This window comes from Azospirillum isscasi (assembly GCF_030849505.1).
Taxonomy (GTDB): domain Bacteria; phylum Pseudomonadota; class Alphaproteobacteria; order Azospirillales; family Azospirillaceae; genus Azospirillum; species Azospirillum isscasi.
On record NZ_JAUJFI010000043.1, the window covers coordinates 1 to 22387 of the forward strand.

Annotated in this window: 22 protein-coding genes, 2 tRNA genes and 1 pseudogene; 15 read left to right on the forward strand and 10 right to left on the reverse strand. The window is 70.0% G+C overall.

Features of this window, described 5'->3' with window-relative positions:
• A partial coding sequence (locus tag QSG27_RS11240) for a HAMP domain-containing protein (RefSeq protein WP_306706082.1) occupies positions 1–1335 on the reverse strand: 1335 nt, incomplete at its 3' end.
• A 171-nt stretch (positions 1336–1506) separates the two neighbouring features.
• Here QSG27_RS11240 and QSG27_RS11245 point away from each other — a divergent pair.
• The 5 genes from QSG27_RS11245 (at position 1507) to QSG27_RS11265 (ending at position 7148) form a co-directional block, all read left to right on the forward strand.
• Entirely contained in the window at positions 1507–2553 is a 1047-nt protein-coding gene (locus QSG27_RS11245) for an amino acid ABC transporter substrate-binding protein (RefSeq protein ID WP_306706085.1), read from the forward strand.
• 180 nt (positions 2554–2733) lie between these two features.
• Positions 2734–3951 (forward strand): tryptophan synthase subunit beta, encoded by a 1218-nt coding sequence (gene trpB / locus QSG27_RS11250; RefSeq protein WP_306706087.1) that lies wholly within the window; start codon positions 2734–2736, stop codon positions 3949–3951.
• Positions 3948–4790, forward strand: coding sequence for a tryptophan synthase subunit alpha (trpA, locus tag QSG27_RS11255; RefSeq protein ID WP_306706090.1), 843 nt, complete (start codon positions 3948–3950; stop codon positions 4788–4790). Before trpB ends, trpA begins: the two co-directional genes overlap by 4 nt.
• Before the next feature lie 35 nt (positions 4791–4825).
• The gene (gene accD, locus QSG27_RS11260; protein WP_306706092.1) at positions 4826–5824 is read left to right on the forward strand and encodes an acetyl-CoA carboxylase, carboxyltransferase subunit beta; all 999 of its coding nucleotides are present in this window, start codon (positions 4826–4828) and stop codon (positions 5822–5824) included.
• 7 nt (positions 5825–5831) lie between these two features.
• Positions 5832–7148 (forward strand): bifunctional folylpolyglutamate synthase/dihydrofolate synthase, encoded by a 1317-nt coding sequence (locus QSG27_RS11265; protein ID WP_306706093.1) that lies wholly within the window; start codon positions 5832–5834, stop codon positions 7146–7148.
• A gap of 40 nt (positions 7149–7188) precedes the next feature.
• On the opposite strand, the gene QSG27_RS11270 is transcribed toward QSG27_RS11265, so the two are convergent.
• The gene (locus QSG27_RS11270) at positions 7189–8892 is read right to left on the reverse strand and encodes a hypothetical protein (RefSeq protein WP_306706095.1); all 1704 of its coding nucleotides are present in this window, start codon (positions 8890–8892) and stop codon (positions 7189–7191) included.
• 184 nt (positions 8893–9076) lie between these two features.
• Here QSG27_RS11270 and QSG27_RS11275 point away from each other — a divergent pair.
• Positions 9077–9153: transfer RNA gene (locus QSG27_RS11275), tRNA-Arg, on the forward strand.
• Between the two features lie 64 nt (positions 9154–9217).
• Entirely contained in the window at positions 9218–9946 is a 729-nt protein-coding gene (locus tag QSG27_RS11280; protein WP_306706097.1) for an SDR family oxidoreductase, read from the forward strand.
• A gap of 159 nt (positions 9947–10105) precedes the next feature.
• Here QSG27_RS11280 and QSG27_RS11285 read toward each other — a convergent pair.
• Positions 10106–10483: pseudogene (locus QSG27_RS11285) on the reverse strand (2-amino-4-hydroxy-6-hydroxymethyldihydropteridine diphosphokinase); the annotation flags it as partial.
• 203 nt (positions 10484–10686) lie between these two features.
• On the opposite strand from QSG27_RS11285, the gene QSG27_RS11290 reads away from it, so the two are divergent.
• Genes QSG27_RS11290 through QSG27_RS11305 form a run of 4 tightly spaced genes read left to right on the forward strand, consistent with a single transcriptional unit; the run spans position 10687 to position 14369 of the window.
• Positions 10687–11196, forward strand: coding sequence for a molybdopterin-dependent oxidoreductase (locus tag QSG27_RS11290; protein ID WP_306706099.1), 510 nt, complete (start codon positions 10687–10689; stop codon positions 11194–11196).
• 11 nt (positions 11197–11207) lie between these two features.
• Entirely contained in the window at positions 11208–12752 is a 1545-nt protein-coding gene (locus tag QSG27_RS11295; protein ID WP_306706101.1) for a sensor histidine kinase, read from the forward strand.
• Between the two features lie 29 nt (positions 12753–12781).
• On the forward strand, positions 12782–13471 hold the full coding sequence (gene folE / locus QSG27_RS11300; protein WP_306706103.1) for a GTP cyclohydrolase I: 690 nt from the start codon (positions 12782–12784) through the stop codon (positions 13469–13471).
• A 37-nt stretch (positions 13472–13508) separates the two neighbouring features.
• Positions 13509–14369, forward strand: coding sequence for a DMT family transporter (locus tag QSG27_RS11305; RefSeq protein WP_306706105.1), 861 nt, complete (start codon positions 13509–13511; stop codon positions 14367–14369).
• Positions 14370–14394: 25 nt separating this feature from the next.
• Here the strand turns inward: QSG27_RS11305 and ybaK are convergent, their stop codons facing one another.
• The gene (gene ybaK, locus QSG27_RS11310) at positions 14395–14877 is read right to left on the reverse strand and encodes a Cys-tRNA(Pro) deacylase (RefSeq protein ID WP_306706107.1); all 483 of its coding nucleotides are present in this window, start codon (positions 14875–14877) and stop codon (positions 14395–14397) included.
• A 236-nt stretch (positions 14878–15113) separates the two neighbouring features.
• Between ybaK and QSG27_RS11315 the strand changes: the two genes are divergently transcribed.
• Entirely contained in the window at positions 15114–15707 is a 594-nt protein-coding gene (locus QSG27_RS11315) for a helix-turn-helix domain-containing protein (protein WP_306706109.1), read from the forward strand.
• A 12-nt stretch (positions 15708–15719) separates the two neighbouring features.
• On the opposite strand, the gene folE (QSG27_RS11320) is transcribed toward QSG27_RS11315, so the two are convergent.
• Positions 15720–16352 carry a GTP cyclohydrolase I FolE gene (folE, locus tag QSG27_RS11320; protein WP_306706150.1) on the reverse strand — a complete coding sequence of 211 codons (633 nt, stop codon included), beginning with the start codon at positions 16350–16352 and terminating at the stop codon, positions 15720–15722.
• Positions 16353–16688: 336 nt separating this feature from the next.
• Complete coding sequence (apaG, locus tag QSG27_RS11325) at positions 16689–17081, reverse strand: Co2+/Mg2+ efflux protein ApaG (protein WP_306706111.1); 393 nt, start codon at positions 17079–17081, stop codon at positions 16689–16691.
• A 415-nt stretch (positions 17082–17496) separates the two neighbouring features.
• Between apaG and QSG27_RS11330 the strand changes: the two genes are divergently transcribed.
• Together QSG27_RS11330 and QSG27_RS11335 are read left to right on the forward strand one after the other, a co-directional pair.
• Entirely contained in the window at positions 17497–18156 is a 660-nt protein-coding gene (locus tag QSG27_RS11330) for a GNAT family N-acetyltransferase (RefSeq protein WP_306706113.1), read from the forward strand.
• A 35-nt stretch (positions 18157–18191) separates the two neighbouring features.
• Positions 18192–18265, forward strand: a tRNA-Gly gene (locus QSG27_RS11335).
• 118 nt (positions 18266–18383) lie between these two features.
• On the opposite strand, the gene QSG27_RS11340 is transcribed toward QSG27_RS11335, so the two are convergent.
• Positions 18384–18611, reverse strand: coding sequence for a YMGG-like glycine zipper-containing protein (locus QSG27_RS11340; RefSeq protein ID WP_306706115.1), 228 nt, complete (start codon positions 18609–18611; stop codon positions 18384–18386).
• A gap of 428 nt (positions 18612–19039) precedes the next feature.
• Here QSG27_RS11340 and QSG27_RS11345 point away from each other — a divergent pair, with 428 nt between their 5' ends.
• Positions 19040–19408 carry a hypothetical protein gene (locus QSG27_RS11345; protein ID WP_306706117.1) on the forward strand — a complete coding sequence of 123 codons (369 nt, stop codon included), beginning with the start codon at positions 19040–19042 and terminating at the stop codon, positions 19406–19408.
• A gap of 87 nt (positions 19409–19495) precedes the next feature.
• Here QSG27_RS11345 and QSG27_RS11350 read toward each other — a convergent pair whose 3' ends face one another.
• From QSG27_RS11350 to QSG27_RS11360, 3 genes are all read right to left on the reverse strand, one after another.
• Positions 19496–20284: an ABC transporter ATP-binding protein gene (locus QSG27_RS11350; RefSeq protein ID WP_306706119.1), complete on the reverse strand. Its 789-nt coding sequence runs from the start codon at positions 20282–20284 to the stop codon at positions 19496–19498.
• A 9-nt stretch (positions 20285–20293) separates the two neighbouring features.
• A complete protein-coding gene (locus QSG27_RS11355; RefSeq protein ID WP_306706121.1) occupies positions 20294–21082 on the reverse strand; it encodes an ABC transporter permease in 789 nt (262 codons plus the stop codon).
• 161 nt (positions 21083–21243) lie between these two features.
• On the reverse strand, positions 21244–22194 hold the full coding sequence (locus tag QSG27_RS11360; RefSeq protein WP_306706123.1) for an ABC transporter substrate-binding protein: 951 nt from the start codon (positions 22192–22194) through the stop codon (positions 21244–21246).
• Positions 22195–22387: the final 193 nt, after the last annotated feature.

The window sequence follows — 22387 nt, forward strand, 5'->3', positions numbered from 1 at the left end:
CAGCGCGTGGCGGCGGCCGACGAAGGCGTCCAGCGGCAGCCCGGCCAGCTCCGCCGCGCGGGCGTTGGCGAAGGCCACGGAGCCGTCGGGCCGCCCGATGGACACGCCGACCGGGCTCTGCTCCAGGATCGCGCGCAGGCGGCGCTCGCTGTCCGACAGGGCGTGCTCGCGCGAGCGGATGGTGGCGACGAAATAGTGCAGGGCGCGCGCCATGTCGGCGATCTCGTCCTGCCCGTGGGTGGGGATGGCGACGGACCGCCCGGCGGCCGAGGCGGTCATGGCGGTCTGGAGCCCGCGCAGCCGCCGCACCACGTTGCGGTGGATGTACAGGAAGATGCCGATGGCCCCCAGGATGGAAACCACGGCCATCGCCAGGATGGCGTTCTTGCCGTCGCGGATCACCCGTTCGAATTCGCCGGAGCGGGCGGCGATGTCCTGCTCGATGGACAGGAAATGGTCGGAGACGGCGCCGACCAGCCGGTCGGAGACGTTCTGGTTGCGGGCGATGGAGCCCTTGATGGCGCGGGCCAGCCCGATTTCCGTCAGGCGGCTGTTGAACAGGTTGTGCTCTCCCAGCCCCAGCGCCTCCAACTCGCGGTACAGCGGCTCCATGTCGAAGGCGGGGCCGGGGGGCAGGGCGGCCACGGCCTCCGCCGCGCGGTCCATCGCGGCGCGGTAATCCTGCCGCAGCCGGTCCACCCGCGCCTCGTGGTCGGCGCGGGAGGCGGCCAGCATCAGCACGATGGCGTGCCGGGCCTCCGCCGTCCACAGGGCGATCCGCCGCTCGGTGCCCTGGACCTCCTCCCACTCCCGCGGGGTCCGGGGGGCGGGGGTCTTTCCGCGCAGCGACTCCTCGGCGCTGCGGATGCGTTCGGCGAGCTGCATCAGCCGGCCGACCAGCCCGCCCGTCTCCGCGGCGGCGGCGAGCTGCCCCTCCACCTGGGTGTTCAGGGTCATCAGATTGGCGACCAGCTCGTTCTTGCGGCGCTGCAGCTCGGCCACGTCGGCCAGGTCGGTGCCGCGGTCGCGCAGCCGGTTCACCAGATCCTCCAGAAGGGCGATCTGGTCGCTCAGCCGGGCCATCACCGATTCGCGCACCGACTGGCTCTGCACGGCGACCAGGGCCGGGGCGTTGGCGGCCAGCGTGCCGCTCTGCTGGGCAAGCTGCGAGGCGTTGACGAGGCCCGGCACCTTGGCCGTGGCGATCTGCTCGAACCCCTGGTGGAAGCGGGCGAAGAGGGAGACGGCCACCACCCCGGTGGCGGCGGTCAGGCCGGCGATCACGGTCAGACCCGCCAGGATGCGGAACGCTACGCCCAACCGGGGAAGCCGCATGCCCGTGCCCCTTTTTTCGTCGTCCGATCCAGATAACACGGGCAATCGGCCCGGCGCAATTCACACCCCCGCCGCGCAATCGGGCGCGGGCGGTCCCGGCGGGCTTGACCCGCGCCGGTTGCCGGACCGAAGCTGATCCGTGGGTGGGCAGAAGGGGGGGCGGCGATGGGCTTGGTCCGGTCTTTCGCGCGGACGGCGGCGGTTGCCGCGGTCCTGGCGGCGGTCCTGGCGGTGGTGCCGTCCGGCAGCCCGCGGGCCGAAACGCTGGAGGACGTGCGGGAGCGCGGGCTGCTGCGCTGCGGCGTCTCGTCCAGCGGGGCCGGTCTGGCGGCGGTGGACGACAGCGGGAACTGGCGCGGCTTCTTCGTGGACATGTGCCGGGCGCTGGCCGCCGCCGTCGCGGGCAACGCCGACCGGGTGGAGTTCGTGGAGACCAACTCCGAGAACCGCTTCGCCATCCTGCGCAACGGCGAGGTGGACGTGGTGATGGAGGGAACCACCTGGACCCTGCAACGCGACGCCACCTTCGGGATCGATTTTCCGGCGGTCTATCTGTTCGACGGCCAGGGCTTCATCGCCCACCGCGCCCAGGGCGTCTCCCGCCTGTCCGACCTGCCGGCCGGGGCTTCCGTCTGCGTGCTCGAACAGACCACCACCCTGCGCAACCTGGAGGATTGGATGGCCCGCACCGGCGTGCGCTTCCGGCTGAAGCGGGTGCGCTCGACCGAAGGGGCGCTGTCCGCCTTCTTCAACCACCATTGCGACCTCTACACCAGCGACCGCATCGGCCTGTACGCCCAGCGCCTGCTGAAGGCCCCCGACCGCGACGATTACGTCATCCTGCCCGAAACGATCTCCAAGGAGCCGCTGGGGCCGATGGTCCGCCCGGACGAGCGGCGCTGGTTCGACATCGTGCGCTGGGTGTTCCTGTCCACCGTGCTGGCGGAGGAGAAGGGCATCACCGCCGCCAACGCCGCGCGGCTGAGGGAGGACCCGCAGGATCCGGAGGTGCGCCGGTTCCTGGGGGCCACGGCCGGCGTCGGCTGGGGGCTGGGGCTGGACGACGACTGGGTCTTCCGCGTGGTGACGCAGGTCGGCAATTACGGCGAGATCTTCGACCGCCATCTGGGCGCGGCCTCCCCGCTGGGCATCGACCGCGGGCTGAACGGCCTGTGGATGAACGGCGGCCTGCATTACGCCCCGCCGCTGGGGGGATGAGCCGGGCGGAGAGGAACGGCCCCGCTTTGCCGCCTTGCGGGATTGTCCGTGGCGCGGCTTCTCCCATGTTGTGGGGATGTTCGGCGAAAGGTTCGGCGAACGCTTCAAATCCGGGCAATCCGCCGCTATGGTGGCGCCTTCCGGGCGCCGCGCGGCCCGCTTCAGGCAGTTTCCCAGGCCATGACCAGACCCAACACCTACCGTTCCGGTCCCGACGAGCGCGGGCATTTCGGCATCTATGGCGGACGCTTCGTCGCCGAGACGCTGATGCCCCTGATCCTTGAGGTGGAGAAAGCCTACAAGGAGGCCAAGGCCGATCCCGCCTTCGAAGGCGGGATCCGCGAGCATCTCAAGCAGTATGTGGGCCGCCCGAACCCGCTCTACTACGCCGAACGCCTGACGGAGAAGCTCGGCGGCGCGAAGATCTACTTCAAGCGCGAGGAGCTGAACCACACCGGCGCGCACAAGATCAACAACTGCATCGGCCAGATCCTGCTCGCCCGCCGCATGGGCAAGAAGCGCATCATCGCCGAGACGGGCGCCGGCCAGCACGGTGTGGCGACCGCCACGGTCTGCGCGCTGTTCGACATGCCCTGCGTCATCTACATGGGCGAGACCGACATCGCCCGGCAGCAGCCCAACGTCTTCCGCATGAAGCTGCTGGGGGCGGAGGTGGTTCCGGTGACCTCCGGCGCGCGGACGCTGAAGGACGCGATGAACGAGGCGCTGCGCGACTGGGTGACCAACGTCTCCGACACCTACTACCTGATCGGCACCGCCGCCGGCCCGCACCCGTACCCCGCCATGGTCCGCGACTTCCAGTCGGTCATCGGCGACGAGGTGCGCGTCCAGATGCAGGAGCTGGAAGGCCGCCTGCCCGACAGCCTGGTCGCCTGCGTCGGCGGCGGCTCCAACGCCATCGGCCTGTTCCACCCCTTCCTGGACGACCCCTCGGTGAAGATGGTCGCGGTCGAGGCCGCCGGCCACGGCATCGACAAGGGGCCGCTGGCCCACGCCGCCTCGATCACCGGCGGTCGCCCCGGCGTGCTGCACGGCAACCGCACCTACCTGCTCCAGGACGAGGACGGGCAGATCCTGGAAGGCCACTCCATCTCCGCCGGCCTGGATTATCCGGGCGTCGGGCCGGAGCATTCCTGGCTGCACGACATCGGGCGCGTCGAGTACGTCTCGGCCACCGACCAGGAGACGCTGGACGCCTTCCAGCTCTGCGCCCGCACCGAGGGCATCATCCCCGCGCTGGAATCGGCGCACGCGCTGGCGGAGATCGTGAAGCGCGCCCCGAAACTGCCCAAGGACCACCTGATGGTGCTGTGCCTGTCGGGCCGCGGCGACAAGGACATCTTCTCCGTCGCCCAGCATCTGGGAGTGAAGCTGTGAGCGCCCCCAAGGATAATGGACGCATCGCCAAGCGTTTCGCCGCCCTGAAGGCGGAGGGCCGCGCCGGCCTCGTCACCTTCATCACCGCGGGCGACCCGGATCTGGAAACCTGCCGCGCCGTTCTGCACGGCCTGCCCGCCGCGGGCGCCGACCTGATCGAGCTGGGACTGCCCTTCTCCGACCCGATGGCCGACGGTCCGGCGATCCAGGCGGCCAGCCTGCGCGCGCTCCACGCCGGGACGACGGCGCGCAAGACGCTGGATCTCGTGCGCGGCTTCCGCGCGACGGACGCCGACACGCCGGTGATCCTGATGGGCTATTACAACCCGATCCACGCCTATGGGGTGGACCGCTTCCTGGCCGACGCCATCGCCGCGGGGGTGGACGGGCTGATCGTCGTGGACCTGCCGCCCGAAGAGGACGAGGAGCTGTGCATCCCGGCGCTGAAGGCCGGGGTGAACTTCATCCGTCTGGCGACGCCGACCACCGACGACAAGCGCCTGCCGGCGGTCCTTCAGAACACGTCCGGCTTCGTCTATTACGTGTCGATCGCCGGCATCACCGGCACGGCCAGCGCCGACAACGCCGCGGTGGGTGCCGCGGTGGACCGGCTGAAGCGCCACACCGACCTGCCGGTGGCGGTCGGCTTCGGCATCAAGACGCCGGAGCAGGCGGCCGACGTCGCCCGCGTCGCCGACGCGGCGGTGGTCGGTTCGGCCATCGTCACGCGGCTGGCCGACGGGCTGGACGCGGAGGGCAAGGCCCGTCCGGGTCTGGCCGAGGATGTGCTGGGCTTCGTCCGGGAACTGGCCGGCGGCGTGCGCGGCGCGCGCGTCTGAGAGCGCCGGCTGCGCGGGATATCAGGAAGAATTCGATGAACTGGCTTACCAACTACGTCCGCCCCAAGATCCGCGCCCTTTATGCCCGCAAGGAGGTTCCCGACAACCTCTGGCACAAGTGCCCGAGCTGCGAGGCGATGCTCTTCCACCGCGAACTGGAGGAGAACCTCAACGTCTGCCAGCATTGCGGCTTCCACATGCGGCTGGACCCGGTCAAGCGGCTGGCCTCGATGTTCGACGAGGGCGAGTACCAGACGGTCGAGCTGCCGAAGTCGGTGGTCGATCCGCTGAAGTTCCGCGACCAGAAGCGCTACACCGACCGCCTGAAGGAAGCCCAGGCCAAGACGGGCCGCCATGACGCCATCATCGTCGGCTCCGGCCTGATCGGCGGGCAGCCGGCGGTCGTCGCGGCCTTCGACTTCGGCTTCATGGGCGGCTCGATGGGCATCGCGGTGGGCGAGGGCATCCTGGCCGCCGCCCGCACCGCCATCGCCCAGGAGGCGGCGCTGATCGTCGTCCCGGCCTCGGGCGGGGCGCGCATGCAGGAAGGCATTCTGTCGCTGATGCAGATGCCGCGCACCACCATCGCGGTGGAGATGGTCAAGGAAGCCGGCCTGCCCTACATCGTGGTGCTGACCGACCCGACGACCGGCGGCGTCACCGCCTCCTTCGCGATGATCGGCGACATCCACATCGCCGAGAAGGGCGCGCAGATCGGCTTCGCCGGCGCCCGCGTGATCGAGAGCACGATCCGCGAGACCCTGCCGGAAGGCTTCCAGCGCTCCGAATACCTTCAGGAGCACGGCATGGTGGACATGGTCGTGCATCGCCGCGACCTGCGCCCGACCCTGTCGCGCGTCCTGGCCCTGCTGATGCAGCCGGTCCTGGCCGTCGCGGCGGAGCCGCTGCCGGTCCCGCCGGCCGTCCAGCCGGACGAGCCGCGCAGCCAGGCCGAGGCCGCCGACGAGACCCCGCCCCAGGCGGGCGCCGAGAAGGCCGGCTCCGAGCAGGCCGGCGCCGGCCAGCCGGCCTGATCCCGCGATGTCGCTCGCCGATCCGGTTCTCGACCGGCTGAAGGGCCTCCACCCCAAGGTCATCGACCTGTCTCTGGACCGCGTGCACCGGCTGCTCGCCGCCCTGGACCATCCGGAGCGGCGCCTGCCGCCGGTGGTCCATGTGGCGGGGACCAACGGCAAGGGCTCCACGATCGCCTTCCTGCGGGCGATGCTGGAGGCCGCGGGGCTGCGGGTGCATGTCTACACCTCGCCGCACCTCGTGCGCTTCCACGAGCGCATCCGGCTGGCCGGGGCGCTGATCGGCGACGACCGGCTGGCCGCCCTGCTGGAGGAGTGCGAGGCCGCCAACGGCGGCGGGCCGATCACCTTCTTCGAGGTGACGACGGTCGCCGCCCTGCTGGCCTTCGCGCGCGAACCGGCGGACGTGGTGCTTCTGGAAACCGGGCTGGGCGGGCGGCTGGACGCCACCAACGTGGTGGAGCGTCCGGCGGTCACCGCCATCACGCGCATCTCCTACGACCACCGCCAGTTCCTGGGCGACACGCTGGAGGCCATCGCGGGCGAGAAGGCCGGCATCTTCAAGCCGGGCGTTCCCGCCGTGATCTTCCCGCAGCCCGCGGAGGAAGCCGCCCGCACCCTGGCCGCCCGCGCGGAGGTGGCGGGGGCGCCGGTCCATGAGTGGTCGGTCGCGCCGACCGACGGCGGTTTCCGTTTCGAGAGCGCCCGCCGCCGCATCGACCTGCCGCTGCCGGGGCTGGCCGGGGCGCACCAGATCGTCAACGCCGGGGTGGCGCTGGCCTGCCTTGACCATCTTCCGGTCGTGGTGGATGACGCGGCGGTGCGCCGCGGCCTCGCCGCCGTGGAGTGGCCCGCCCGCTTGCAGCGGCTGACCCGCGGCCCCCTGGCCGACAGCCTGCCCGCGGGGTGGGAGCTGTGGCTGGACGGCGGCCACAACGATTCGGCGGGCGAGGTGCTGGCCGTCCAGGCCGCGCGCTGGGCGCAGGAGGAGCCGGAGCGGCCCCTGCTGCTGGTCTACGGCATGCTGTCGAGCAAGGAGCCGCGGGAGTTCCTGGGCCCGCTGGCGCCCTTCGTCACCGCCGCCCGCACCGTCGCCATCCCCGGCGAGGAGGCGTCGCTGACGGCGGAGGACACCGCTGCGGCCACCCGCGCCTGCGGCATCGCCGACAGCGCCGCCGCCGCGGACGTGGCGGGCGCCCTGGAAAGCCTGAAAACGGAAAGCCTGAAAACGGAAAGCCTCAAGGGGCGGGTCACCGGCCCGGCCCGCGTGCTGATCTGCGGGTCGCTCTATCTGGCGGGCACGGTCCTGGCGGAAAACGGCTGAGAGTGAAGGGCTGAGTTCGCGGGCCGGGCAGGCGGGGGGCTCAGCGCCCCTGCTTGCCGTCCAGCTCCAGCATGTTGCGCAGAGCGGCGAGGGTCTTGCCGAGCGTTCCCGAGTCGTCCTTGGCGGCTTTCTTTCCGGACTCCTTGCCCTCGGCTTCCTTGCGCGCCGTGGGGGTCTCCGCTGGGCCCTCCGCGGGCTTGGGCGTCTCGGGCTCCTTCACCGGGAGCATCTCAACAAGGTCCAGGGGTTCCTCCGCCTCGTCCGCCTCGTCCGGCCCCGGTTCGCGGCGGGGCAGCGGCTTGAAGCCGGGCATCGGGTCCGGGGCGGGACGGGTGGGCGCCTCGCTCTTCCAGGAGGGCGGGGGCGGATCGTCCAGATCGCTTTCCGCTTCGACGAGCGCGCGCAGGGCGCGCAACGCCTCCTCCATTTCCTGTTCCTGGGCGGATTTGCGGATGACGGGGGCGTCTTCCGGCTCCGCCTCGTCCTCTTCCTCCTCCTCGATTTCCTCCTCGACCGGATCGTCGTCGGCGATGTCGAAGACCGGCTTGCGCGACCGGCCGAACAGCGGAGTCACCACGCCGTCCCTCCGGTCGTCGTCCTCGCCGTCCGCAATGCCGTCGTCCGGCCTTTCGGCTTCCTCCTCGTCGCGGTCGGCGGCGGCCTTCTGGACCATGCTGCGCAGGGCGGCGATGGTGCGGTCCAGCGGTTCGCTGTCGGTGGGGGCGGGGTCGCGCTCCCACGGCGGCGCGGCCTTGTCCGGATCGCGGATGGCGAAGGCGAGGATGTCGTCGTTGGACGGTTCCGCGTCGTCCGGAATGTCGTCGTCCGGAAGATCGTGGTCCGGAAGATCGTCTTCCGGCTCGTCGTGTTCCGGCTTGCCGGCGGCGTCCCGGATCGAAAAGGCCGCCGGCCCGGGCGGGGGAGACGGCGGGGGAGGCGGCGGTGCATCCTCCGCACGGTCCGCAAGGGCGCCGTCGCCGCGGCCATCCAGAATGCTGCGCAGCGCCGCGATGGTGCGGTCGAAGGAGCGGTCGTCGTCCGGATCATCCGCCGCCGGGCGGTTCACCCGGGCGGCCGGAGGCGGCGGGGCGATGGCCTCGACCCGCTCCGGTTCCTCGCCGGTGTCCCGGTCCTCGTCCCGGTCCGGGAGATCCCAGTTCCGGGTGCGCCACTCCTCCAAGTCGTCGTCCGGCTCGTCGTCCGGCTCGTCGTCCGGCTCGCCTTCGTCGTCGTCCCAGCCCGGGGCGCCGTCCCCGGCCTCGTCATGGCCGGCGAGGTCGGCGAGGGAGACCGGCTCCCACAGCGGACGGCGGCCCGATTCGGGAGTGGAGCCGCCGTCCGCGATCAGCCGTTCCAGCTCCATGTCCAGCGTCGGGGAGTCGGCCCTTGCGGCTGCCGGCGCGGGCGCGTCCTCCGCTTCCGGCTCCTCCTCCGGTCCGCCGCGGGTCCGCACCGCGTCGAGCAGCCCTTGCAGGGCGGCCAGCGGCCCGGCGAAGGACGGGCTTTCCTCCTCCATGGCCATCGCCGGCACGGGCGTGGCGAAGGGCGGGGGCGCCGGGCGGCTTTCGGTGTCGCGGGAATTGCAGCGCGAGCAGCGGTAATGGGGGGCGATGGACAGGACGGGGTAGTTGGGTCCGAACCGCCGGTTCATGTCCGCGCGCGGCAGCACGCCCTCGTGCCCGCAGGCCCGGCAGCGGACGTGCACATCGACCTCGATGTCGCGCAGGTAAAGCATGCGTGCCATGGGCGCAGTATACGCAGCGGCGTTCCCAAGCCCAGCGGATTCGGCCCGCCGCGCCACGCGCCGCGCCGCTGCCGGCGGTGACCTTTTCGGTACGCCATCCTATCGGGTCGCCGGAGACGGGCCAGGGACGGGCCGGAGACGGATGGTTGGCAATTCGCGGCGGAGCCGCTATGTTCAGCGCCGTGGCCCCGTAGCTCATCTGGATAGAGCGACGGTTTCCTAAACCGTAGGCAGCTGGTTCGAGTCCAGCCGGGGTCACCATGGCCTCCTTCCGCGACCGGCTCCGCCGTCCGCCGGTCCCGCCGTCCGATGGAGAGCCCTTCCGATGACCGCCGCCCTATTGCAGGACGCCGTTCTCGTCACCGGTGCGGGCCGCCGCGTCGGGCTGCATCTGGCCGGACGGATGATGGCGCTGGGCCACCCCGTGATCGCCCATTACCGCACGCCCACCGACGACGTGGAGCGGCTGCGCGCCGCCGGGGCGGTCTGCCTCCAGGCCGATCTGGCCGATCCGGACGGCGGGCCGCGGCTGGCCCAGGCCGTGCGGGCGGCGGCGGGCAGCCTGCGGGCGGTGATCCACAACGCCTCGGCCTTCGAGGTGACGGCGGCGGACACCGCGGACGCGCTGCGGCAGCTCGACCTCTTCCACGCCGTCCATGTGCGGGCGCCCTTCGCGCTGAACCGCGAACTGGCGCCACTGCTGCTGGCCTGTTCGGCGCGGCGGGCCGACATCGTCCACATCACCGACATCTACGCCGACAATCCCAACCCGGCCTTCGACGCCTATTGCGCCACCAAGGCCGGGCTCCAGAACCTCGCCTTGTCCTTCGCCAAGCGGCTGGCGCCCAAGGTGAAGGTCAACACCGTCCAGCCGGGGCCGATCCTGTTCAAGGAGTGGCACGGCCCCGAGGCGCGGGCGCGGGTGCTGTCAGAGACGCTGCTCGGCGAGGAAGGCGGGGTGGAGGCCATCGGCATGGCGGTGGAGGCCATCCTCGTGAACCACTATCAGACCGGCGCCGTCGTCGCGGTGGACGGTGGCCGGCGCCTCGCCTAGCCGGGCCGAGCCGGCGCGGCAGCCGGGCACGGCAGTGGCGCACAGCGCGCCCCGCGGCGACGGGACGGGGCGCCCGGTCAGCAGCGCGGCGATCTCTTCGAAGGGGGCGGCCAGATAGGCGTCCGGGCGCAAAGCCGTCAGGCCGTCCGCCGGGACCGGATGGCTCACCCGCCCGATCAGGTCGATGTCGGCGGGGCGGTCGCGGGTCTTGCAACGGGGGTGCGCGCGGTCGCGGCCCAGAGCCAGTTCGATCCCCACGCACAGGCTTTTGCAGCGGACCGGCTCCAGGGCGCTCGGCACATAGGCGCAGTAATTGACGAAGGGATGGGCGCTCGCCATGCCGACCGGGGCCGTGCGGTAGAAGCGGCTGAGCAGGACGCAGCCGAAAGCATCGGCCAGATGGGCGGCGATCCGCGCCGCGTTCAGGTCCGGGTCCAGGTTCGTTCCGATTCCCAGGATGTAGCCGGCCGGCGGCAAAGGGGCGGAGGGGATCGGAATCAGGGCATCCATAAGCGTTCCGTTGATCGGGATGTGCATGGGAAAGATGTGAAATCCGGAAGACGCGGTGCCGTCTAATCGTTACGAACTGATCATTCCGGGCGGCAAATATGAACGAATTTCGATATACATTCCCGTATATGAAAATTCATACGGGGTTTTTTACAGAATTTTCGTTTGATCGTTCGCGGAAAGCAATCATGATAAAGGTTGCATGACCGAATTGCCGACGGTTAACCGATATGGCCGATAGAGTTGTTCTTCGTCTTGCCACCCTGGCGTTGTTTGTTCTTGCCGGCACGGCAATCGCCGGAACGCTGCCGGCGCCGACGGAAAAGCCGGTCCTGGTCGTGTCGGGCCTGATCGGGGCGACGAACCGCGACGGCGCGGCGGTCTTCGACCGTCCGATGCTGGAGGCGCTCGGCACGGTGTCCTTCACCACCGCCACCCCCTGGTACAAGGAGCCGGTGACCTTCGAGGGGGTGCCGCTCGCCCGCCTGATGGAGCGGGTGGGGGCGCGCGGCGAAACGCTGGTCGCCACGGCGCTGAACGACTACACCGGCGAAATTCCCATGGACGACGTGCGGAACCGCAAGGTGATCCTGGCGCTGAAGCGCGACGGCGCCTACATGCCGGTCAGCGACAAGGGGCCGCTGTTCATCGTCTATGATTTCGACCATGATCCGGAAGCGAACCGGCAGAAATATTATGGACGCTCGGTCTGGCAGGTCGCCCGGCTGACCGTGAAGTGAAGGCACGCTCCGTGAGTCCTTCGACCAAGACCGCCCCGGGAAGAGGCGTGCGGCTGGCCCGCCTGCTCGGCTGGGCGTCGGAGGACCGCACCCGCCGCCTGGGGTTCTGGCTGGCCATCCTCACCGGCGGCTTCGGGCTGGCCGCCGCCTACCTCTCGCTGCTGGTGGTGAACTACGGCGAGGCGCTGCGGGGGGCCGCGCCCTACAACTTCGCCTGGGCCGCCGGCCAGACGGTGGGTGAGGTGACACGGCTGGAGCAGCGCATCCTGGCCAGCGCGCTTCCCGGAACCAACGTCGATGCGGAGGAGGTTCAACTCCGCCTGGACATCGTGCGCAACCGTATCGGCGTGCTGGGGCGGGGGCAGGCGTCCCTCTTCATGGACCGCTACCCGCAGCACCGGCGGACGGTGACCCGGCTGGAGGAGGCGCTGAGCCGCGTCGGCGTCATCCTGGCCGGCCCGCTGCCGCCGGCGGACAAGGCGGTCGCCGCCCTGGCGGTGCTGGAGCCCATCGACCGCGAGCTGAACGCCTTCGCCTCCGTCGCCGCCCAATTCGGCGGGGAGCTGGTGGACGAGGGGCACGACCACCTGCTCTACCTGCACGGGCTGTTCTCCGCGCTGGCCGCCGGTCTGGCGGTCTGCGGCGTGCTGTTCATCACCGTGCTGCTGATCCAGAACCGGACCGTCCGGCGGGCGCACGACCGGATGGAGGCGATGGCCGGCGCCCTTCAGACCGCCATCGCCCAGGCGGAAGAGGCCAGCCAGGCCAAGACCCGCTTCCTGGCGACCATGAGCCACGAGCTGCGCACGCCGCTGAACGCGATCATCGGCTTCTCGGAGCTGATCCGCGACGATGGAGACATGCGGGGCGACATGCGGGGCGACATCCGCGGTGACGCCCGCCCCGGCGCCCCCGGAAGCACCCGGGAACACAGCCGCCGGGAACACAGCCAGTATGCCGGCTACATCCTGACCAGCGCCCGGCACATGCTGGGGCTGGTCGTCGACATCCTGACGGTGGCCCAGATGGAATCCGGCCATGCCAACCTGACCTTCGATTCGGTGGACCCGCGCAAGGCGGTGGGGACCGCCATCGCCACGGTGCTGGGCACCCAGGCCGGGCGCGGGCGGACCATCCGGACGGCGGCGGGGGCGGTCTGGCCGGTGCTTCAGGCCGACGAGCGGGCGGTGCGGCAGATGCTGCTGAACCTGCTGTCCAACGCCGTGAAGTTCAGCATCGCCCCCTCGGCGATCGAAGTGCAGACGTGGCGGGACCCGCAGGGGGGCTTCGTCATCGCCGTGCAGGACCAGGGCATCGGCATGACGGCGGAGCAGATTGAAAAGGCCACCCAGCCGTTCTATCAGGCGGAGGAGGGTGCGACGCGCCGCTTCCAGGGGTCGGGGCTGGGGCTGAGCATCGTGAAGAGCCTGATGGAGGCGCATGGCGGCCTCCTGCTGCTCGAAAGCGCGGCGGGAAGCGGCCTCCGGGCGTCGATCCATTTCCCGGCGGAACGGGTCGGCGGTCCGCCGCCGCAGGACGCGGCGGACCGGGAGTAAGGCAAAAAAGAAAGAAGGGATCGGGTTTTATGACGGTGCATGCAAATGTTCTCGCCCTCGTGCAGGAGGCGATGGAGGCGCGCCGGTCGAACGAGGCGCTCGACACGCCGCTGGACGCCGCGGGCGAGGCGGCCATGATCGACGCCGCGGCGCGGAAGGTCGAGGAACTGCTCGACGTGCTGCGGATCGACCATCGCAACGACCACAACACCCGCGACACGCCGCGCCGCGTCGCCAAGATGCTGGTGCGGGAGCTTCTGAAGGGCCGCTTCACGCCGCCGCCGGAACTGACCGAGTTCCGGAACGCCGAGGAGTTCGACCACCTGATCGTCACCGGGCCGATCGCCGTGCGCTCCACCTGCGCGCACCATCTGATGCCGATCTACGGCACGGCCTTCATCGGCATCCTGCCGGCCAAGGGCGGCAACATCCTGGGCCTGTCCAAGTACGACCGGATCGTCGACCACTTCGCCGCCCGCTTCCAGATTCAGGAGGAACTGGTGAAGCAGATCGGCAACTTCATCGTGGAGGCCACCCGGCCCCGCGGGCTGGCCGTGCGGATCAGCGCCGTGCACATGTGCAAGACCCACCGCGGCGTGCGCGCCGGCCACGACAGCCGGATGGTCAACAGCTCCTTCCACGGCGAGATGCTGGAGTCGCGCGACCTGCGCGAGGAGTTCCTGAGGGAGTGCACGACGCTTGAGCGCTCCGCCCGCTGAGCGGACCGCGGCCCCTGTCTCCGGGCCGTGCTCCGGCATGGCGGGGGCGCCTTTGGCGGCGGCGGCGCTGATGATGGCGGCGTCGCTCGCCCTGGTGCTGACCGCCGGGGCGCTGGCCCGCGAGCTGGGCGCCCGCTACGGCGCGGCGGAGGTGCTGTTCCTTCGCTTCCTGCTGTCTCTGGCGGTGGTCGCCCCGGCGGCCTTCGCGATGGCCGGGCGGCGCGCCCTGTCGGTCACCCGGCCCGGCGGCCATGCGGTGCGGGCGCTGAGCGGCGTCGGGGCGGCGCTGCTCTTCTACGCGGCGACCCAGCACCTGCCCTTCGCCGATCTGGTCGCCCTGTCCTACGCCGCGCCCCTGTTCGTGGTTCTGCTGTCCGGCCCGTCCCTCGGCGAGCGGGCGGGGACGGCCTCCGCCCTCTGCGTGGCGCTGGGGATGGCCGGGGTCTTCCTGATCGCCCCGCCGGCCCGGCTGGAACCGTGGAGCCTCGCCGCGCTGGCCATGGCCTTCCTGAACGCGGTCTGCATCCTGGCCACCCGGCGGACGGCCCAGGGCGACGGGCCGGCGGCCACCGGGCTGGTCTTCGTGCTGGCGGGGTGCCTGCTGACCGCTCCGGCGGCTCTGCTGACGGGATTCCGGATGCCGGACGCGGCGGATTGGCCGGCCTTCCTTCTGCTGGGCGTCGCGGCGGGGGCGGCGATCCTGCTGAACGCCGCCGCCTTCCGCCGGGCGCCCGCGGCGGTGCTGGCGCCCATCGACTATCTGGGGATCGCCGCGTCGGCGGCCATCGGCTTCCTGTGGTGGGGGGAAAGCCCGTCGCCCGCCGTCCTGCCGGGCGGGCTGCTGATCGCCGCCGCCGGGCTGGGCACCCTGTGGGCCGGCGTGCGGCGGAAGGGCTGACGGCCGGAGAGGGCCGGCCTTCCGCCTACCCCACCGTGATCCGCCGCACCGCGGCCTTCGTGGCGCGGGCAAGATCCGCCGGGGCCAGGGCGATCTGCAGGCCGCGGCGCCCGCCGTTGACGACCATTTCCGGCAGGGCTTCGGCGCTGGAATCGATGAAGGTGGGCAGGGGCTTGCGCTGGCCCAGCGGGCTGATGCCGCCGACCATGTAGCCGGTGGTGCGCTCCGCCAGGGCGGGGTCGGCCAGATCGGCCTTCTTGGCCCCGGCGGCGGCGGCCAGCGCCTTCAGGTCCAGCTTCGCCGCGACGGGAATGACGACGCAGGCCAGCGCCTTCGGCTCCAGCTGGACGATCAGCGTCTTGTAGACCACCGCCGGGTCCAGCCCCATGGCCGCCGCGGCGTGCAGGCCGATGGCGTCCGCCGAGGGGTCGTATTCGTACTCCATCAGGCGGTGCGCGATCCCCGCCGCCTTCGCCGCGTTCACCGCCGGTGTGACCTTCGCCGCCATGATGCCCCTGCTCCCCCGTACGCGGATTCGTGCTTTCGCACCGGGACCTTAGCAGACCGCTCCGCCAAGGGGGAGAGGGGGGCGGGCGGGCGGGGGGCCTGCCGCGGTGCACCCCTTTCGACGCCGCAATTTTGCCCGAATTGCGCCGGTGTTCATGCCAACGCGCCTTGGACAGACGGGCCGCCTGCCGCGATTCTGACCGCCGGCCCGCTTCCCGGTCGGAGAGTTGGAGAATCATGGTTCCTCGCACGCTGCTCGTCGTCGATGACGATCCCACCCTGGAAGGCCGGGTTCAGGACGTCCTGCCGGTGTGCCGGATCGTCGCCGCGGGCGGCGTGGCGGACGCTTTGGAGGCGGTGCGGGCGCACCGGCCCCCGGTGGTGGCGCTGTCGGTCGATCTGGCGCGGCTCCACCCGCCGCAGGACGGCGACGGCTCCGGCGACGGGCTGGACGCGCTGTCGCTGATCCTGGGGGTGGCGCCGTCGATCAAGGTCATCGCGCTCGCCCCGCGCGACCAGCGGGTGCTGGCGGTGCGCGCCGTGGCCCGCGGTGCGCACGAGGTGTGCGGCAAACCCATCGACGCGCAGGAGTTGGCCGGGGTTGTGCAGCGGGCTTTCCAGCGCGCCGACCTGGAGTTGGAGGGGCGCCGGCTGGCCATCGGGGACGCGCCGCCGACCCTGCGCGTCCTGCGCGACGAGACGGAGCGGCGCGCCCTGCTCGATTCGCTGGCCCGCTCCGGTGGCAACCTGTCGGCGACGGCGCGCCTGCTGGGGGTCAGCCGCCCGACGCTCTACAGCCTGCTGCGCCAGCACGGCATCCGCGCGGAATAGCGCGGCGCCAGCTCACTCCGCGCGGGAGCCGGGGTTGCCGATCATCGTCAGGAACTCCCGCCGGGTCGACGGGTCGGTGCGGAAGGCGCCCAGCATCCGGCTGGTCACCATGGTGACCCCGGTCTTGTGCACGCCGCGGGTGGTCATGCACTGGTGCTGCGCCTCGATGACCACGGCGACCCCTTGGGGCTGGAGCACCTGATCGATGGCGTTGGCGATCTGCGCCGTCATCTTCTCCTGGATTTGCAGGCGCTTGGCGTAGGCGTCCACGAGGCGGGCGAGCTTGGAGATGCCGACGACCCGGTGGCGGGGCAGATAGGCGACGTGCGCCTTGCCGATGATCGGCACCATGTGGTGCTCGCAATAGGATTCCAGCCGGATGTCGCGCAGCACGACCATCTCGTCGTAGCCGTCGGTCTCCTCGAAGGTGCGCTTGAGGATTTCTTCCGGATCGATGGTGTAGCCGGCGAAGAATTCCTCGTAGGAGCGGACCACCCGGTCCGGCGTGCCGGCCAGCCCCTCGCGCGACGGATCGTCGCCGGCCCAGCGGATCAGGGTGCGGACGGCCTCTTCCGCTTCGGCACGGGTCGGGCGCGGGGGCTCGGTCTGGATGGCGCCGGTGGAATGGCCGGGGCCGCGGAGGATGTTGTCGGCGTGCGGGGTCTTGGAAGCCGTCACGGGGCGAAGCCTTTCGATTCCTGGTCCTGGTGCATGGGTCCTGGTGCATGGGTCCTGGTCACATGCGGGCCGGCGCTGCGGCACCCGATGCCAGAGCCGGCTTGTCAGGTATACATACGACCGGCAGCGCACCCGGATCACGGGAATCATCGGGACGGCTGACGGATGGCAGATCGGAGTATGGCGCAAGTGGTGCCGAACGCCTCACAGTCAAGGCGCCTGGGTCGGCCTTTCAGCGCACCCTGCGGCGATTGGTTGCACGCCCCGGGTGGAATTTCAACGCTGTTCGCCGGGGCGGCGGCGTCAGTTGAGCTGGCGGGGCTGGTGCGGGCTGTCCAGCGAGAAGGCGGGGACCGCCACGTCGAAGGCTTCGCCGTCCCCCGTTTCGAATCGGTAGGACCCGACCATGATGCCCGACGGCGTGGGCAGCGGCGTTCCGCTGGTGTATTCGAAGCTTCCGCCGGGTTCCAGCACCGGCTGTTCGCCCACCACGCCCGGCCCGCGGACCTCCTGCACGCGCCCCAGCGCGTCGGTGATGTGCCAATAGCGTGTGCGCAGCCGGACGGTTTCCTGGCCTTCGTTCTCGATCCGGACGTGATAGGCCCAGACATAGCGGCTTTCGGCGGGCATGGACTGCTCGTCGAGGAAGACGGGCTGGACGGTGACGCGGATCGCGCGGGTGACTTTCGTGTACATGGCGGCACTCCCGGCCCAGAGAATAGGGGCGGGGGAAAGCGCCTGTCCAGTGGCGGAGCGGGGGACACCCCCTCCGGATGCCTGGCGCGGTGGGACGGGTGCTGCGGCGATGCATGTGGGACACACCGGGAAGCCATGCGCGCAGGGTGGGTTCCGGTCCGTCCACGATCGCTTGAACCCCCTGTCCGCTGATGATATATGCGAGGTCCCCGCAACGGCCGATGAGCCTTGCCCATGTCTCGTCCGCACACCATCAGCATCCGACGACGACGCCACTCCGCGCTGCGCGCGGGTGCGGCCGTCCTTGGGTCGCGTGCGGACGCTTCGGGTTTCCGCCGGCACTGATCCGGCGCTCCCCCGGCGCGGCGGCGCGGTCCGCCTCCGACCACAGTCCTTCTGCCGGGAAGCCCCTGACATGATGATCTCCCTGGAAGAGCCGCGGCACGACGCGGCAATCGAAGCCCTGCTCGACCGGTCCTTCGGCCCGGATCGTTTCAAGAAGACCGCCTACAAGCTGCGGGAGGGTGTCGCCCCGATCCCGGAACTCGGCTTTGTCGCCATCGAGCATGACGAGTTGGGCAACGAGATCCTGGAGGGCACGATCCGCTATTGGCCGGTGACCATCGGCGGCACGGTGCCGGCGCTTCTGCTTGGCCCGATCGCGGTGTCGGACCGGCTGCAGGGTGGCGGGCTGGGCAGCAAGCTGATCCGGATGAGCCTGAACAAGGCGGCGGCTCTGGGCCACCGGGCGGTGATCCTGGTGGGTGATGCGCCCTATTACGCACGGTTCGGTTTCACGCGGGATCTGACTCTGGACATGGCTCTGCCGGGTCCGGTGGACCTCGACCGTTTCCTGGGCCTGGAGCTGGTCCCCGGCGCCCTGGCCGGTGCCGCCGGTATGGTCAGCGCCCCGGCTGCCGACGAAGGTTGCGCGGCGCCCGCTGGCGAGGCTGTCCTGACGGAGACCTCGGGCGGCGCCCTGTTTCCGCGTCTGATCACCCCCTTGGTCTCGGTTTTCGCCGCGGCCCCGCGGGAACTTGCGGAATCCCGTCTGTGGCATGCTCGAACCGCTTGAAAGCGGCGGAAGCGTCGCCTATAAACATGCGGCGCGCGGGTGTAGCTCAATGGTAGAGCAGAAGCTTCCCAAGCTTACGACGAGGGTTCGATTCCCTTCACCCGCTCCAAACTTTCCTTGAAAATCAGAAACCTGCTGAAACCTGCGATTCAGGTCATACAGGCGTTCGGGGTGGCCGCGGATTCTCATCCGACGGCCCAAACCCCGTTTTCTCAAGCACAGAGTTTTTACCGGCGCTTGCCGTTGTCAGAGGTCAAGGCGCCCACCGCCGCACCCGCCGCACCGCCGATCACGCCACCCATCACGGCGCTGCCGCCCGTCAAGGCACCGACCGCCGCACCGCCCGCCGCGCCGATAGCGCCGCCGGAAAGCGTGCGCTGCTCGCGGTGGCTGAGGTTCGAGCAGCCCGCCAGAACAAGGCCGCCAACCAGGATCACTGCCAGTTTCTTCACCATGGTCCTACCCGTTTTCTTCCCTGCATTCTTGGGTGGCCGTCCGTCCTGAAGACCGGCGGCCAAGCTTGCGCTCGTGACGCATGCTTACGGATCAAACACGTTTTTGCGTGTGACTATTCCGGGGTAGGAAACCGCCATTCCCACCCCAAAGAGGGTAGGGGGCGGAGCAGGCCGCCGCCGCATCGGGCCGGCATCCAAGACATTGGAGACATCGGCGAGAACATCGGCGGGATACATCGGAAACGGCTAAAATTTTCTTCAATGACTTTGGTTATTGCTTGTTTACCTTTTGCTGCGTCGAAACGTTCCACAATGGCCGGCACAGTTTCCCCTTTACAACATCCATGCCGCATGGAAGGTTAAGTGTCGTAACGACCTGCGCGACACGAAGGACGCAGGCTCACCGGAAACGTTCCAGGATGCCCACCATGCTGCACCCCTCCAGGCCGCAGGCCCTTGCCGTCACTCCGGCCAGCCGTCCGAGTGACCGCCGCGAACGGCACCCGTTGCAGCCGGTCAATGGTCTTCCCGGCGCCCCCGCTTTCGAACGGTCGGACGCCGCCACCCATCCCACCGCCCATTCCGCTTCCCAGATCCGGGCGGTTTCCGATCCGGAGCCGCTCGCCCGGGTCATCCATATGGCGACCACCGGCGTGTGGGTGGTGAAGCGCCATGGCCGGATGGTGGAGATCGGCGGGCGGTACCACTGGGATTGCCAGCGCGAACTGGCCTCGGATGCCCGGCGCGCGGGCGTCGCCCTGTCCGATCTGGTCGTGAACACCGGCAGCCACGTCTGAACCGGCGACGGGAACCCTGGCAGCAAAAAAGGAGCGGCGCTTGTGGGCGCCGCTCCTTTGCGGTTCGGAGACCGGCCATGGGCCGCGTCAGCGTTCCATGGTCACCGCCTTGATGGTCTCCACACGGATCTCCTCGGTCAGCCGCTCCTTGTAGGCGGCGAATTCCGGGGTGGTCTTGACCTTGTAGGACCGCGGGTGCGGCAGCTCGATGGGGATGTCGCACTTGATGCGGCCCGGGCGGGCCGACATCACCACCACGCGGCTGGCCATGAAGATCGCCTCGTCGATGTCGTGGGTAACGAACATCACCGTCTTGCGGTCGGCCTCCCAGATGCCCAGCAGCAACTCCTGCATCAGCTCGCGCGTCTGGTGGTCCAGTGCGCCGAAGGGCTCGTCCAGCAGCAGCATCTTCGGGTCGTTGGCCAGCGCGCGGGCCAGCGCCGTGCGTTGCTGCATGCCGCCCGAAAGCTGGGCCGGGTGGTGGTTCTCGAACCCCTTCAGCCCGACCTGGGCCAGGAAACGGTCGGCGACCGCCAACTGCTCCGCCCGCGGCAGGCCGCGCTCGCGCAGGCCGAAGCAGACGTTGTCGCGCACCGTCAGCCAGGGGAACAGCGTGTAGGACTGGAACACCATGCCGCGGTCCGGTCCGGGGCCGGAGACCGCCTTGCCTTCCAGCAGCACCTCGCCGGCGCTGGGGGTTTCCAGCCCGGCGACGATGCGCAGCAGCGTGGACTTGCCGCAGCCCGACGGCCCCAGGATGGTGATGAAGTCGTTGTCGGCGACCTCCAGGCTCGTCGGCTCCAGCGCGCGGGTGGGCGCCGTGTTGTTGCGGCCGGGAAAGGTCTTTTCGACGTTGCGGATGGACAGCTTGCTCATGGCCGGCGCTTATCGTCCTTTGGCCCACGGGAAGAGACGGGCGTTGAGAGCCCGGAACAGCAGGTCGGTGATCAGCCCGATCACGCCGATCACGAAGATGCCGAAGATCATCTGGCCGGTGTCCAGGAAGCGCTGGGCGTCGATGATCATGTGGCCGATGCCGCGGGACGCGCCCACCAGTTCCGCCACGATCACGTAGGTCCAGGCCCAGCCGAGCACGAGGCGCAGCGCCTCGAAGATCTGCGGGGCGGCGGCGGGCAGCAGCACGCGCAGCACCACCCCGTCGCGCTTGGCGCCCAGCGTGTAGGCGGCCTCCACCAGATCGGTGCGGATGCCCGACACGATGACCGTCACCATGATGACGAGCTGGAAGACCGAGCCGATGAAGATGACCAGGATCTTCTGCAACTCGCCCACCCCCGCCCACAGGATCAGCAGCGGGATGAAGGCCGAGGCCGGCAGATAGCGGGCGAAGGATACGAAGGCTTCGAAGAAGCCCTCCACCGGCTTGAACGCCCCCATCAGGATGCCCAGCGGCACGGCGAGGGCGGCGGCCATGACGAAGCCGGCGAAGACGCGCCAGACGGTGACCGCGATGTCCTCGGCGAAGCCGAACTCCCGGAACAGCGCGATGCCCGCCGCCAGCGTGTCGCCGGGCGAGGCCAGGAACAGCGGCTTCACGAAGCCGCCGTAGGTGGCGATGCCCCAGCCCAGGAAGAACAGCACGAAGCAGGAAATGCCCAGCACCGTGCGCAGCGCCGGCGCGACCGGCTTCAGCGGAGTGAAGAGGGGGGACATGGGATTGGTGGACCGTTGTCGGGTTTGGAAAGCACTTGCCCCCACCCCAGCCCTCCCCCGCGTCGCAGGGGAGGGGGCCGGATTCCCTCCCCTGCGACGCGGGGGAGGGTCAGGGAGGGGGCAACAGCAGCAGAACTGTACCGTCTTACTTCACGGCCGTCTTACTTCACGAAGGACGCATCGGTCATGCTGTCCAGGCTCGGCGGGGCCTTGCGGATCAGCTTGGCCTCCAGCATCACGTCCTGAACCTCCTTGATGAAGGTCGGCATGGTCTTGGTCAGATACTCGACGTTGCCGGCCTTGTCGTACCAGCGCACGAACTTGGCGGAGGCGGCGAACTGCTCCGGCGTCTGGTTGACGTCGCGGCCCATGATCTCGAAGGCCTTCTTCTCGTCCTTCCTGATCTCGTCCAGCGCCTCGAACCAGCTGTCCACGAAAGCCTTCACCACCTTCGGGTTCTTCTGGATGTAGTCGGGCTGGAAGGCCAGCGTGTCGATGATGACGCCCGGCGTCTGGTCCGACGTGACGATGATCTTGCCCTTGGCCTCGCGCACCTTCGACAGGTAGGGCTCGTAGGTCACGGCGGCGTCGAACTGGCCGGCGACGAAGGCGTTGGCGGCGTCGGACGGCTGCAGGTTGACGGTCTGCACGTCGCCGATCGACAACCCGTTCTTCTTCAGCACATAGGCCAGCCAGAACTGCGGCACGCCGCCGTACTGCACGGCCACCTGCTTGCCCTTCAGGTCGGCGAGGCTGTTGACCGCGTCGCGCACGACGATGCCGTCGCCGCCGTGCGAGCTGTCGAGCACCAGCACCTGCGTCACGTCCACGCCGGAGGAGGCGTAGAGCAGGTGCGTGTCCACCGTGGTGGTGATCGCCTGCACCTCGCCCGCCGCCATCGCCTGGTGGCGGTTGGAGGTCGGCATCTTCTTGATCTCGACCTCGATGCCGTTCTTCTTGAAGATGCCGGTTTCCTTGGCCAGCGTGATCGGCGCGAAGCCGGTCCAGCCGCTCATCGCCACGGTCACCTTGGTCTGCGCCGAGGCCGAAACCGCGCACAGCCCGGCGACCGCCGCCGCCAGGGCTCCGGCCATCCACGACGTCTTCCTCATGATCCCCCGCTCCCTGTTTTAAAAGTTCTGAGACCGCGTGGGGGCGGGTCGCCGCCCACGCATCCGTGTGCCGCATTGTGCACGCGGGCGGGGCGGGTGGGAAGGGATGGGCGGCGACGGGCGCGCAAGCCTGACCTTCGTCGGATGGGCCGAACGGAAGCTGTTGCCGCCAAAGGCTTATTGGATGCTTCCG